At 67.0% G+C, this 12,832-nt stretch carries 12 protein-coding genes and 1 pseudogene; 4 read left to right on the top strand and 9 right to left on the bottom strand.

The features are described from left to right. The first annotated feature begins 153 nt into the window (after positions 1-153). Complete coding sequence (locus tag ACAH41_RS17520; protein WP_325655003.1) at positions 154-1,359, top strand: acyl-CoA dehydrogenase family protein; 1,206 nt, start codon at positions 154-156, stop codon at positions 1,357-1,359. A 39-nt stretch (positions 1,360-1,398) separates the two neighbouring features. Here ACAH41_RS17520 and ACAH41_RS17515 read toward each other — a convergent pair whose 3' ends face one another. After that, a complete protein-coding gene (locus tag ACAH41_RS17515; RefSeq protein ID WP_325655002.1) occupies positions 1,399-2,325 on the bottom strand; it encodes a LysR family transcriptional regulator in 927 nt (308 codons plus the stop codon). 52 nt (positions 2,326-2,377) lie between these two features. Here ACAH41_RS17515 and ACAH41_RS17510 point away from each other — a divergent pair, with 52 nt between their 5' ends. Further along, positions 2,378-2,983, top strand: a complete 606-nt coding sequence (locus tag ACAH41_RS17510; protein WP_325655001.1) for a cysteine dioxygenase — start codon at positions 2,378-2,380, stop codon at positions 2,981-2,983. A gap of 42 nt (positions 2,984-3,025) precedes the next feature. Continuing rightward, on the top strand, positions 3,026-4,642 hold the full coding sequence (locus ACAH41_RS17505; protein WP_325655000.1) for a rhodanese homology domain-containing protein: 1,617 nt from the start codon (positions 3,026-3,028) through the stop codon (positions 4,640-4,642). A gap of 190 nt (positions 4,643-4,832) precedes the next feature. On the opposite strand, the gene ACAH41_RS17500 is transcribed toward ACAH41_RS17505, so the two are convergent. The 3 genes from ACAH41_RS17500 to ACAH41_RS17490 all read right to left on the bottom strand — a co-directional run bounded on the left by ACAH41_RS17500 (position 4,833) and on the right by ACAH41_RS17490 (position 8,465). After that, entirely contained in the window at positions 4,833-7,121 is a 2,289-nt protein-coding gene (locus ACAH41_RS17500; RefSeq protein WP_325654999.1) for a hypothetical protein, read from the bottom strand. Positions 7,122-7,134: 13 nt separating this feature from the next. Then, a complete protein-coding gene (locus ACAH41_RS17495; protein WP_325654997.1) occupies positions 7,135-7,875 on the bottom strand; it encodes a hypothetical protein in 741 nt (246 codons plus the stop codon). Between the two features lie 356 nt (positions 7,876-8,231). Further along, positions 8,232-8,465 carry a cytochrome C gene (locus tag ACAH41_RS17490; RefSeq protein WP_325654995.1) on the bottom strand — a complete coding sequence of 78 codons (234 nt, stop codon included), beginning with the start codon at positions 8,463-8,465 and terminating at the stop codon, positions 8,232-8,234. Positions 8,466-8,702: 237 nt separating this feature from the next. On the opposite strand from ACAH41_RS17490, the pseudogene ACAH41_RS17485 reads away from it, so the two are divergent. Continuing rightward, a pseudogene (locus ACAH41_RS17485) lies at positions 8,703-8,831 on the top strand (sulfurtransferase); the annotation flags it as partial. A gap of 168 nt (positions 8,832-8,999) precedes the next feature. Here the strand turns inward: ACAH41_RS17485 and ACAH41_RS17480 are convergent. From ACAH41_RS17480 to ACAH41_RS17460, 5 genes are all read right to left on the bottom strand, one after another. Next, entirely contained in the window at positions 9,000-9,581 is a 582-nt protein-coding gene (locus ACAH41_RS17480; RefSeq protein ID WP_325654993.1) for a hypothetical protein, read from the bottom strand. A gap of 32 nt (positions 9,582-9,613) precedes the next feature. Next, entirely contained in the window at positions 9,614-10,081 is a 468-nt protein-coding gene (locus ACAH41_RS17475; RefSeq protein ID WP_325654992.1) for a hypothetical protein, read from the bottom strand. Continuing rightward, positions 10,081-10,881: a DUF3592 domain-containing protein gene (locus ACAH41_RS17470; RefSeq protein WP_325654990.1), complete on the bottom strand. Its 801-nt coding sequence runs from the start codon at positions 10,879-10,881 to the stop codon at positions 10,081-10,083. Before ACAH41_RS17470 ends, ACAH41_RS17475 begins: the two co-directional genes overlap by 1 nt. A gap of 301 nt (positions 10,882-11,182) precedes the next feature. After that, a complete protein-coding gene (locus ACAH41_RS17465; RefSeq protein ID WP_325654989.1) occupies positions 11,183-12,358 on the bottom strand; it encodes a cytochrome c in 1,176 nt (391 codons plus the stop codon). After that, a partial coding sequence (locus tag ACAH41_RS17460; RefSeq protein ID WP_370538390.1) for an ABC transporter ATP-binding protein occupies positions 12,355-12,832 on the bottom strand: 478 nt, incomplete at its 5' end. The genes ACAH41_RS17465 and ACAH41_RS17460, both read right to left, overlap by 4 nt.

The raw sequence follows: 12,832 nt of genomic DNA, 5'->3' as shown, positions 1-12,832 counted from the left end.
GGAAATGGTCTGGACAGGACCCGGACGCTAGCGCCGCATCATGCGCACATCAAATGATGATTTCGGATATTCATGCTCATATCGCATGCTTGACCAGCCCGGCACGCGCGCCTAGCCTGCGGGCCAGCGTCACTCGTTTTCCCTGCAGTCGCCATGACCTTGCTTGCCGAACCGGCCCAATTTGCGCAACCACCCGCCCCTGCATCCAGCGCCAGCCGAGCCGCTGCGGTCGCCCTTGGCCAGCTGAGCGCCACGCTGGCGGCCAGCAGCGCCCAGCACGACGCCGAGGCCAGCTTCCCGCATGCCAATTTTGCGCTGCTGCAGCGCCACGGCCTGCTGGCGCTGACGGTGGCCGAAGCCGATGGCGGCGGTGGCGCCGGGCTTCAGCGGGCACGCGAGGTGATTGCGGCCGTCTCCCGCGGCGACCCGGCGACTGCGCTGGTGCTGACCATGCAGTACCTGCAAACCCGCGCGCTGTCGCGCCCCGGCAGCGGCTGGCCCGAAGCGCTGCGCCGGCAGGTGCTGCACAGCGTGGTGCAAGACGGCGCGCTGCTGAACGCGCTGCGCGTCGAGCCCGAGCTGGGCACGCCGGCGCGCGGCGGGCTGCCGGCCACGGTGGCGCAGCGCTGCGCCGAAGGCTGGCGCGTGTCCGGCCACAAGCTCTACAGCACCGGCGTGGAAGGCCTGAGCTGGCTGGTGGTCTGGGCCCGCAGCGACGAAACCCCCGTGCGCACCGGTGCGTTCCTGGTGCCGCGCCGGGCGCCTGGCGTGCGCATCGTCAAGACCTGGGACAGCCTGGGCCAGCGCGCCAGCGGCAGCCACGACGTGCTGCTGGAGCAGGTGCTGATTCCTGCCTCGCATGCACTCGAACTGCGCGAGCCGGCCGACTGGTCGCGTGCGCCAGACGCCGAGCAGCAGCACTGGATGCACGTGCTGCTGGGTGCGCTGTATGACGCGATTGCGCTCAACGCACGCGACTGGTTGATCCACTTCCTGCGCACCCGCGCACCCGCCAGCCTGGGCGCGCCACTGGCCACGCTGCCGCGTGCGCAGGAGGCGCTGGGCGAGATCGAGCTGCTGCTGCAGGCCAACCGGCTGCAGCTGGACGCGGCAGCGCGCGACGGCGACGCCGGCCGCCCCTGGTCCCCAGCGGCAAGCGGCCTGCTGAAGACCGCCGTGACGCGCAACGCCATCGAGGTGGTGGAGCGCGCACTGAAGCTCAGCGGCAACCACGGCATGGCGCGCGCCAACCCGCTGGAGCGCTACCACCGGGACGTGCTCTGCGGCCGCATCCACACGCCGCAGGAGGACAGCGCCTGCATCGCCGCCGGCCGCGCGGCGCTGCAGGCCGCAGGCTGAACCATGCCGACCGAGCAGTACCCGATCAGCCGTCCTGCTTCAGGCGCGGCAGCGCGTGGCGGGCTTGGCTTCCTGCAGGCCCAGCACCTCGACCACATCGGCCGCGAAGCGCCGCAGCGGCGCCTCGAACTTGCCCAGCAGCCGCGCGTGCAGCAGCCACAGCGCCACGCGCGGCTGGAAGTCGGAAAGGGGCAGCACGTCCAGCTGCTCGCGCCAGGCGCTGGCAGTGAGCAGTGGCTCGGGCACCAGGCCCAGCCCCAAGCCTTCGGCCACCATCTGCAGCTGCAGCTCGCGGCCGAAGGTTTCCAGGCGGATGTCCATTGGCAAGCCTTGCGCGGCCAGCGCGCGCTGCAGGCCGGCGCGAAAGCCGCAGCCGTCCGGGTTCAGCACCCAGCCCTGGGGCGCCACGTCGGCCAGCCGCAGCCGGGACTTGCGCGCCACGCCACGCGGGCCCACCACCACCAGCCGCACGGGCTCGCCCAGCGCCTCGCCCTGCACGTCTCGCGGCAGCGCGTGGCCCTCGGGCAGCAGCACCACCGCGCCGTCCAGTTCGGCATGCACCAGGCGCTGCACGATCTGCCCGGCCCAGCCGACGGAGACCTGCACCGTGAGCTCGGGCGTGGCGTCGCGCAGCCGGCCCAGCGCGACCGGCAGCACCAGGTCGCCCAGGCCCTGGGTGAGCCCCAGGCGCAGGCTGCCAGAGGGCCGCGTGTCCAGCGCCACCAGCGCGCGCAGCGCCGTCACCTCGCGCAGCACGGCGCGGCACTGCGCATGCACCTCGCGGCCCATCGCATTGACGCGCGGCGGCTTGACATTGCGGTCCAGCAATGCCACGCCCAGCGCCTCTTCCAGGTTCTGCACCCGGCGCGTGATGGTCGGCTGCGTCAGCTGAAGCGACTCGGCCGCGGCGCTGATCGACTGCATGCGAACCACGGCAACAAAGGCTTCGAGGTCTTCTAACTTCATGTGGCTTCCGCATGAAAGAGGCGTTGCATCATAACGAGACGGAGCGTTGAAAATGACTTCCACCGAACTGCTGAACCCGCGCCCGCTGCGCGAATTCATCGCCGCTTTGACGCGGCTGGCCGAGCGTCGCCTGCCCGAGCCGGCAATGCTGGCCGAGGCCCGGCCGCTGCTGGCCGCGCTGGTCAGCCAGGACGATTGGCTGCCGCCCGAACTCGCCGAGCCGGACCCCGTGCGCTACCGCCAGTTCCTGCTCTACGCCGACCCGCTGAGCCGCTTCTCCATCGTCAGCTTCGTCTGGGGCCCGGGCCAAGCCACACCGGTGCACGACCACACGGTGTGGGGCCTGATCGGCATGCTGCGCGGCGATGAAGAGTCGCAGGGCTACCTGCTGGGCGCGCAGGGCTACGCCCAGCCCAGCGGCGAGCCGGTGCGGCTGCGCCCAGGCCAGGTCGAGGCCGTGTCGCCCACGCTGGGGGACGTGCACCGCGTGCGCAACCTGCATGCGGACCGCACCTCCATCTCCATCCACGTCTACGGCGCCAACATCGGCGCGGTGCAGCGCTCGGTCTACCCCGCCGAGGGTGGCCGCAAGCCTTTTGTCTCGGGCTACTCCAACGCCTGGCTGCCCAACCTTTGGGACCTGTCCAAAGAACACTGATGCCTTCCGAATCCCATCCAGAACCTGCTCCGAAAGCCCTGCATGCCTGCTGAACACGCCCTGCCCCTGACCTCTCCCGAAGCCGTGCGCGACGCACTGCGCGCCGGCCGCGAGATCGCGCTGATCGACGTGCGCGAGGAAGACCCGTTTGCCCAGGCGCACCCGCTGTTTGCCGCGCAGCTGAGCCTGTCGCGCGTGGAGATGGACGCACCGTGGCGCCTGCCGCGCCGCGAGGTGCCCGTCGTGCTTTATGACGACCAGGGCGGCAGCCTGGCCTTGCCGGTGGCGGAGAAGCTCAAAGGCCTGGGCTACACCCAGGTCTCGCTGCTGGCCGATGGGCTGGACGGCTGGCAACGCAGCGGCGGCGAGCTGTTCCGCGACGTCAACGTGCCCAGCAAGTCCTTCGGCGAGCTGGTCGAGCACGAGCGGCACACGCCTTCGCTGGCGGCCGAAGAGGTGAAGGCCTTGCTGGACAGCGGCGCCAACATGGTGGTGCTGGACGCGCGGCGCTTCGACGAATACCAGACCATGAGCATTCCCGGCGGCATCAGCGTGCCCGGCGCCGAACTGGCATTGCGGGTGCGCACGCTGGCGCCAGACCCGACGACGCAGGTCATCGTCAACTGCGCAGGCCGCACGCGCAGCCTGATCGGCACCCAGTCGCTGATCAACGCCGGCATACCGAACCCGGTGGCCGCCCTGCGCAATGGCACCATTGGCTGGACCCTGGCAGGCTTCGAACTGGCGCATGGCGAAGCGACACAGGCCGGCCCGGTGGACCGCAGCAGCCGCGCCGCGGCGCGCGAGGCGGCGCAGGCACTGGCCGCGCGCGCAGGCGTGCAGCGGCTGGACGAATCGGCGCTGCTGGCGCCCGCGCCGCTGGGCCGCACCGTCTACCGCTACGACGTGCGCTCGCCCGAGGAATTCGCCGCCGGCCACCTGCCGGGCTTCGGCAGCGCGCCGGGCGGCCAGCTGGTGCAGGAGACGGACGTGTTCGCGCCGGTGCGCGGCGCGCGCATCGTGCTGGTGGACGACGACGGCGTGCGCGCGCCGATGACCGCGCACTGGCTGGCCCAGATGGGCTGGGACGTGGCCTATGTGGCCGACGTTTCACCCACGCGCTTTGCGCACCGCAGCCCGTGGCCGCCCAAGACACCTTCGCCCGCCGTGCCCAGCATCAGCGTGGCCGAGCTGGCCGAGGCGCTGCCCGAAGGCCGCACCGTGGTGATCGACCTCACCGCCAGTGCGCGCCATGTGCAACGCCACATTCCCGGCGCCTGGTGGGCCCTGCGCGCCGAGCTGCCAGCCGTGCTGCCGCAGATCGCCGCGGCACTGCCGCAACCGCCCAGCCGCATCGTGCTGACCTGCGGCAGCAGCGAGCTGGCCCGCTTTGCCGCCGCGGACTTGGCGCGCGAAACGGACACGCCGGTGCTGGTGCTCGAAGGCGGCAACACCGCCTGGTTCACCGCCGGCCAGCCGGCCGAGACCGGCGCCCAGCGCCTGGCCAGCCCCCGCACCGACCGCTACCGCCGCCCCTACGAAGGCACCGACAACCCGCGCGAAGCGATGCAGGGTTACCTCGATTGGGAATACGGCCTGGTGGCACAGCTGGCGAGCGATGGCACGCATGGCTTCAAGGTGCTGCAGGCGGCCGGCTGAAAGGCCCCTGATGACCGGACCCGAGAGTTCACCGATTCAATCGACAACGGCCATTCGCCATTGAACCAGCAGCCTGCCGTTTGGCATTGACGGACCGCATCCGCAACGTGGATGGCGGCCATTGAGATCGCCGAGCTGCGTCAGGACCCGGCCAGGAGCTGCCATTCATGGATGACCTCCTTCGGGTAGGCTAGCCTTGGGCTTCCCTTGCGTGAAATGCGGCTAGAAACGTATCAAAGCTGCCTTCTGAGGCTGCGAGGGCATCCTGAATCGCGTACATCGGAACAGCCAGCTTGAAACGGGCCTGAACGCCTCTGCCCCGGTACTCAACATTTTCGACGATCTTCGCTCGAACCAAGACAGGGACAATGTCGTCGAGGAACCATGGGCCTTGCTTGCCGAACTTGGCCCGAATGGTGTCTTCATTGACCTGAGTCGCACGCAAGAACACTCGAAGGAACTTCTCGACGGCATCAATCCGCGAATCGGCCTCAGGTAGGGTGGAATCAGCTGGTGAGTCCTTTGCCAGCGGAATTGCTGCGCCAACTTTGCGCATTTCAGCGACTACTTCATGAGGCCCGTAGAGGTTTCTCTCAGCTTCCCCGCTACCGCGCTTCAAAGCGTTGACTCGGCAGTCAACAAAGGTCGTCCCAACTAAAGTGTCAGTGTCCGCGACATCGAGGCGTTCGAAGTCGCAGGCATGGAAAGAGACGCTGTTGAATTGCGCTCCAGCGATCTCTGTAGGTTCAAAACGGCACTTCGAAAATGTCACGTCGGACAGCCGTCGACCTAAAAGTGCGTTCAATGGGAGGACAACCGAATCCACTTCCTCGTGACCTCGGCTCTCGGACTCACCAGAAAGAAGCCGCACTAGCAGGGCGCCGCAGTTCTCTCGCGCAAACGAAAGTGGCGATGAGCTACGTGCGACATCCACGACGACCGTAATGCAATCGCTCTGTCGCTCTCCGACCCTTAGCAAATGGCTGAGTGCTTGGTCACAAGTGTCTGATGGAAGCCTGTCGGCCGAAACGATTGATAGCAAGTCTGCTTGGTTACGATCCGCAAGCGCAATGCCTAGTGACTCGCCCAAATAGAAACGGCGGAACTCGTCGTGATCAAACTCGAGCAAGCCTCCGCGCGCTGGGTTCGTCGAGAGAAGGGAGTGGTTTCGAATTCGCTCACGAATTTGACGCACGAAGGTAGGGCCCCGCCTCATCGGCTCGGCAAACATCTCAACAATCACGTCGATCACGTCGAGCCGAAGCGCATTGGCCGAAGATTGCCACATCTCGCGTGCGATCGCGGCCAAGAGTTGATGGTGTTCGGCCACAGTGAGCAAGGGCTGTGCTGCATCCCCAGTCTTGTCTAGCCACTTCAGGCGGGCCTCTCGATCCACGAGCGTCTCGACGAATTTAAAGAAGTAGTCCTGCGGTGCAGTACCGAGTTCGTTTGCAAGTTGTTCAACTGTCTCGACACTCTGCGCGAGGTCAACCAAGCGTTTGACTAGGAACGCGCGCGACAACATCGGATGTTCGCTTCCGAGGCGGGCTGCAAAGGAGTCGTATAAGACTTCGGCATCTGAGAAACCACGCAGAGCCGCGTAGCCAAGGAACTGTGACTTCTCCCATCGATTGATCTTCAGTCTTGCAAACGAAGCAGACCTGTCCCCGATTGCGTCAAACAGCCGTGCCTGTGTCTTGAAGCTCGTGATCTCAAAGAAGGCCTTTCTCGCTGCAACCATGATCGATCCAGCCGACTGAAGGGAATCGATGAAACTGCCAAGCGCGGAGACGGCTTCGCCTGAGTGACCCTCTACAAACATCTCCTCAAACCCATCAAAGGCCGGAACAATAGCTCCAAGTTTGACCAGCTCAAGAAATCCATCAAAGTAGTACCGATTGAAGCGGAAGCGGTTTGACAATGTTCCGATGACGACATCGTCAAATCTCAGAAACGTCTTGCCACCAAGTGCTATCGGAACTAGAAGCCAACTACCTGTTCGGGACTTGCAGCGGGCGGCCTGCTGTCGAGCCAAGTGGTTAATTAGGGTCGTCTTGCCCTCGCCAGCATCTGAAGTGAGGTACAGGATTGCTGTGGTTGCCGGGGTTGGGGCCCCCAAGCGCTGCTCTAGAGCATCGGCGACATCGGTGACCGCGAACTCGTCGTCTGCAGTGGGGGAAGAAAGATCTCCGCGCAGAAGGCCGCTCGGTATGACAAAGGCTGGGGTGTCCGGAACATGCATCAAGATCCGGTCAGCAAGCAGATCGAGCTTTGCAACCCTTCGAAGGAGCCACGAGCGAGGTGTATACGTTGAGTCGGAGTCTTCGATCATCAATTCGCCCGAATCTGCATTTGTGACGAGGCGAACATCTACCAATTCGTCTTGAATTTGCGCAACGATTCGCCCTTGACGAACGTCCAACTCACTCGGGTCATTGACGAAGGCGCCAAGGATGCGTTTTAGCTCATTTGCGGTCACGGTTCGCTCCTCTTCAGACTGAAGTTTGGTTATACGCAGCGCCGAGTCGCGACAAATTGGACATCAGCACAGGCTTGGTGATGCCACCCGGAGAAGTATGAATTTGGCAAACAGACGCCCCTGCTGTGAGGCAAAGAAGGACACCTGGCCACATGTCGGCGTCTGATGAGACAACTGCCACCTTCTTTGTTCCTTGCCGCAGCGCAAGTTCAGCCATGTCCGCTACAAGCAGCGTGTCGACCTGCTTCTGTTCGTTCCTGCGGAGAAGGTCTCGGGTCGTTACTCCGCAGCTGCCAAAGTCGCATTGCCCATCCCGGAGGAACGATTCAATTGGCGCTAACTGGCATCGTTGAGGTGACGCGCACGTGCGCCATCCACTTTGATTGACCTGAACGTTCCGGACCGACCGTCCCGACATGAAAGTGTCGGCTAGATCTTCGCTTGGCAAGAACAGGCCCGAGCGCGCGAAGGCTACCGTCAGTATGCGCGTGACCAGCTTGCCGGTTGGATCGAGGCGCTGGGTAGTGGCTGGGAAATTGGCTTGGATCTCAGCCCCAAGGACCTGGGCTTGGCGGGTAAGTGAGCGTCCAGTGGTCCAGCCGCCGTACAAACGCACCTCGACGCGCGAAATGCCGTCCATGAATTGGTTGGGGATGCGCGATTCAATGTGCCGAACAACCGCGTCAAGCGTCTTAGCCTTTCGAAAATCACCGAGGTTGTCGTAGTCCACAAGGACAAAAAGTCGGTCGGTCATGTGCTGCGTCCGTGTCGGCAGGTGCGGTGGGTTCGGCGACCGTAGCAGCGCGCTCATTGCGAGCCTCGCCGCCCTTGTTAGTCGTCAGTGTAGACCTCCCCTGCAGTGCCTCGTTCGGGTGCCACTGGCATTGGTTCGACCGTCAGGTTTGCAGCGACGAGATCAGGACTGCGAATGTCTCATCAGGGTCGACAGCGCGAGTCCATCACCGCGAGCAGCAGACATTCTTCATCGGGAGCCAACAGGGAGATGCCCGGCCGGCTTCATGGAGAAGACACGGCAGAGTTCATCGAAATGCGCACAGCCCCGGCGGGGATGAGAACGTTTGGGACGGCCCTGTGTTTCCCGGTGAGCGATCACGGCAGGTGCGGCGTGCCGGGCACCACGGCCCGGACCGGCTCGGCGTCCATGCGGGCGATCAATTGGTCCAGCGCATCGGGCGGCGCGCCACGGCCTGAGGTTGTATCGGCCTCGGCGCGGCAGACGAGGTCGTCTGCCCGCCAGCCGGCTGCGTCCGGCTGGCTGCGCGCCCGCAGCCAGCCCTGACGGTCGGCGATGAACTGGGTGCCGGCCAACTCGGTGGGCGGCACGCCGGCAATGCGGGCCAGCGCGGCCCAGGCCTCCGGGTTCTGGGCCTGGCACTCCGCAGCAGTGGCCGGCCGGGCTCGGACACGGCGATGGTGATGAAGCGCGGGTCCTCGGGCAGCGGTGCGCCGCCGGCCACCGCCACCAGGCGCAGGCGCTGGCCGGCCCAGTTGCGCAGCGGCCGTGCAGGCCCGCCCTCGCAGCGCACCGCCAGCTCGGGCAGCGCCACCAGTTGCAGCCACCGCCCCTGCGAAGGCACCGACAACCCGCGCGAAGCGATGCAGGGCTACCTGGACTGGGAATTCGGCCTGGTGGCGCAACTGGCGCGGGACGGCACGCACGGCTTCAAGGTGCTGCAGGCGGCCAGCTGAAAGCGCCTCCAGACCTGCCGATGCGCGTCAGGCTGCGTATTCCGAACCAAGGCAGCCGCCATCTCTCCGATGGATGCGGTTTGAGCCAGGAGGCTGCTTTGGTTGCCGTTCGAGGGGTTTCGCCGCTTGTGACTCCCAACAACGCAATTCCTTGCCGCTGGCGAAAGCTCACGGCTTCGGCTGTGGCCCACCCCGCAGGTTCCGCACGGAAGCGCTGGTCGCGCCATACGCTTGCTGCGTACCGGCCGCGTCGGCGTTGTAGTTGGCGACGATGGCGCCTTTGAGCCCCAGGCCCTGGGCCACGGCGAACGAATCCTGGTTGGCGCCCAGATACACGAACTTCCAGCCGACCTTCTCTGCCTGCGCAGTCATGGTCCTGATGGTGGCGATGTCGTATTCGCGGCTGGCGTTCTCGCCGCCATCGGTCAGGATGCAGACGATCACCAAGTCGGCCCAACTCTCGGTGGCGATGCGCTGGCCCTGCTCGTTGAGCGTGCGACCGATGGCATCGAGCAGAGCGGTGTTGCCGCGGGGAACAAAGGTCTTGGCGTCCAGCGCCGGCACGTCTGCGACCGGTTTGCCGGCGTACACCACCTCGTACTCGTGGTCGAATTGCGCGAAGGTCACCCTCGCCTGACCGTGCACCTCGCGCTGCTCGCGGATGAAGGTGTTGTAGCCGCCGATCACGTCCTGTGCGGTGGCGGCCATCGAGCCGGAGCGGTCGGTGATGACGAGGATTTCGGTTTTCATGGCTGGCTTTCTTCGGTGGGAGTTGCTTGGGGTCAATTCGTCATCGTCGTGACATAGACCTTGCCGCGGGCCCGTGCGACACCGACCCAACCAGTCTGCGGCGACAGGTCCGATGCGTCGTAGAACTCGAGCGTGTCAAAGTCCGGGCGGCTGATCCAGTCGGGCAGCGCTTTCGGGGCACGGTACACCGGTCGGCCTGCGAGCCTCGCCGCCTTCGGTGCCCACGCCAGCAGTTCCGCCTCGGGCACGGAGAGCACGGTGTAAGTGACAACGTCCGAAGGGCCGAGGCTGCCATCGCCGATCCGCTCCTGTACCTGCTCAGCCCGGTCGACGCTCGCCGACAAGCCCAGCATTGACGCGACCTGGCGCGCGGCGGCTCCGCCCTCGGACGCGGACAAGGCGTGAGCCGGTGCGGCCAGCGCGGGCGCCTCTGCCAGGTGCCGGTCACTGCCCTCGCACCCGAGCAGCAGTGCGACGGGCCACAGCAGTGCGGCGCGCATCACGGTCTTGCGCTCGCCGATGGCGTGCCCCCGGCAGCGGCGGGGGTTGTCGAACCGGCGCTGAACGGCAGCGGGCCGGCGTGATCCGCCGTCTTGTGCAGTTCAACCTCGTCGACGACCATCTTCCACTGCTCGTCGTCTCGATGGGGCGGGGTGGAGACGACGAAAGTGCTGGACAACGGGCCGATGCCGACTTCGAAGTCGTTGCCGCTGAAACCCTTCAGCGGGCCGTCGATCGAACTCGAACCGCCTTCTTTGATCCGGCGGTAACGGACCGAACCGTCCTGCGTGATCAACAAATACATCGAAGGGGCCTGCCACTCCCCGACATAAGCTGCCTTCTCTGGCGGCACGGGCGTGGCCCCGCCGGTCAGGACCACGGTCAGCAGCAACGCCATCGCCATCGCGAAGAACACGCAGCCTATGGCGGTCGCCACCTGGTGGAAGCGGAGGCCAGGCAGCAAGACGCTGTAGCGCGGATCGGCAGGGTCGACGGCCACGCGGACCGTCGAGCCCTTCGGGCACTGCCCGACGATGCGCTCCGGGCCTGCGCCCGACACGCCCCACATCCATCCCACGACGAGTCGGCCGCTCTCGTGGGGGCCGTCCGGGGTTTGGTACCGGTACCGGATCTTCGGCCGCGAGCCTTTGCTGGTGCCGACGACGCGGGCGTCGACGACGGTGGCGTCGACGGTGGGCCACGAGCGGCTCTGCCTGGCCCGCATGATCAGACGCGTGGGCAGGAGGAGAGCGAGAGCGATGACGGCCACGATGCTCAGGACTGGAACGGTCGCACTCATGGGCGCCTTTCGTTCGGTGGGGAAACTGGGGGCCGCCACTTCGGGTGACGGCGGAAGCCGGCTGACGGCCGCGCTGCTTCCCTGCCGACCGCCCGCGCGGCCCCTTCTTTCCCGTACGTCGCCCGCGGTGCAAACCAGACATCGCTCCCACCACTGTGAGGAGCCAACATTCACCCAAGACCCACCTGGCGAGAGATGTCCAGCCAGCTTGATGTGAAGACACGGCCGAGGTCATCGGAACAGGCATAGCCCCGGCAGGGACGAGAAAGTTTGGAGCGGCCCTGCGTTTCCTGGTGAGCGATCACGGCAGATGTGGCGTGCCAGGCACGACGGCCCGCACCGGCTCGGCATCCATGCGGGCGATCAGCTGGTCCAGCGCATCGGCTGGCGTGCGGCCCCCGCTTGGTGCGCCATTGGCTTCGGCCCGGCAGACCAGGTCTTCTGCTCGCCAGCCGGCCGTGCCTGGCGGGTTGCGTGCCCGCAGCCAGCCCTGACGGTCGGCAATGAACTGGGTGCCGGCCAGCTCGGTGGGTGCCACGCCGGCAATGCGGGCCAGCGCGGCCCAGGCCTCCGGGCCCTGGGCCTGGCACTGCGCTGCACTGGCGGGCTGGCCGGGCGCGGACACGGCGATGGTGATGAAGCGCGGGTCCTCGCGCAGCAGTGCACCACCGGCCACCGCCACCAGGCGCAGGCGCTGGCCGGTCCAGCTGCGCAGCGGCCGTGTGGGCCCGCCCTCGCAGCGCACCGCCAGCTCGGGCAGCGCCACCGGCTGCAGCCAGCGCCCTTCCTCGCGCAGCGACTGCCCGGCCGCCTGGGCCTGCAGGTAGGCCAGCAGCTGCCAGGCGTCGCTGGATGACAAGCTGGACGCAAAGCTGGGCATGGTGGGCCGGCCTTGCGCGTCCTGCGCGCCGTGCTGAAGCTGCCACCAAAGCTCACCCTCGCGCCGCCGAGCCAGCAGGCCGCGGTTCAGGTTGGGCGGCCACAGTGGCTGCTGCGCGGCCAGCGGGCCGTCGCCGCTGCCACTGGCGCCGTGGCAGGCCACGCAGAGCTGTTGGTAGCGCTGCGCGCCTTGCACGATGGCCGCGGCGCTGAAGCCGCTGGGTGAATGCTGGAAGCTGCTGGGCACGGCCGGCGCCCACAGCAGCGAGGCCTGGCCCCAGGGCCACAGTGCCAGGCCCGCTCCCAAGCCCAGCAGTGCGCCAGCCCACAAGGGCCGGCGGGTGCGGCGCCACAGCAGGCCCGCCAAGGCCGGCAGCAGCGCGAGCGCCAGCACCAGCACGGCGAGCAGCAGCGAACGCGCCAGCCCGCGGTCGATGGCCAGCACTTCCAGCGCCAGCCGCTGCGCAAAAGGCCAGGCCGGCTGGCCGTTCAGCTCGGTGGCCAGGCCCAGCGCATGCAGTGCCGCGAGCAGCGCTTGCTGCGCCTGTTCCAGCAGTGCGAGCCAGGCGGGCAGCCAGTCGCTGCTGCCTGGGCTCACCAGGTGGCGTCCAGCCCCAGTGCGCGCAAGGCCTGGTGGCGCAGCGTGGCCAGGCGCGCGTCGCCGCGGTGGCGCGGGTACGGCAGGTCGACCACGATCTCGGCCACCTGCCGCGCCGGCCGCTGGCTGAGCACGACCACGCGCTGCGCGAGGAACAGCGCTTCTTCCACGTCGTGGGTGACCAACAGCACCGAGAAGCGCTGGCGTTGCCACAGCTCGGACAGCTCGCCCTGCATGGTCAGCCGGGTCAGCGAATCCAGCTTGCCCAGCGGCTCGTCCAGCACCAGCAGGCTGGGGTCGTTGACCAGCGCGCGGGCCAGCGCCACGCGCTGCGCCATGCCGCCCGACAGCGCATGCGGATGCGCGCCGGCGAACTCGGTCAGGCCCACCAGCGCCAGCGCCTGGTCCACGCGGCCGCGCTGTTCGCGCAGCACGCCGCGCGCCTGCAGGCCCAGCGCCACGTTGTCCCACACG

The sequence above is a fragment of the Ideonella sp. genome (assembly GCF_041287625.1).
Taxonomy (GTDB): domain Bacteria; phylum Pseudomonadota; class Gammaproteobacteria; order Burkholderiales; family Burkholderiaceae_C; genus Ideonella.
This window is presented reverse-complemented; position numbering and strand designations above follow the sequence as displayed.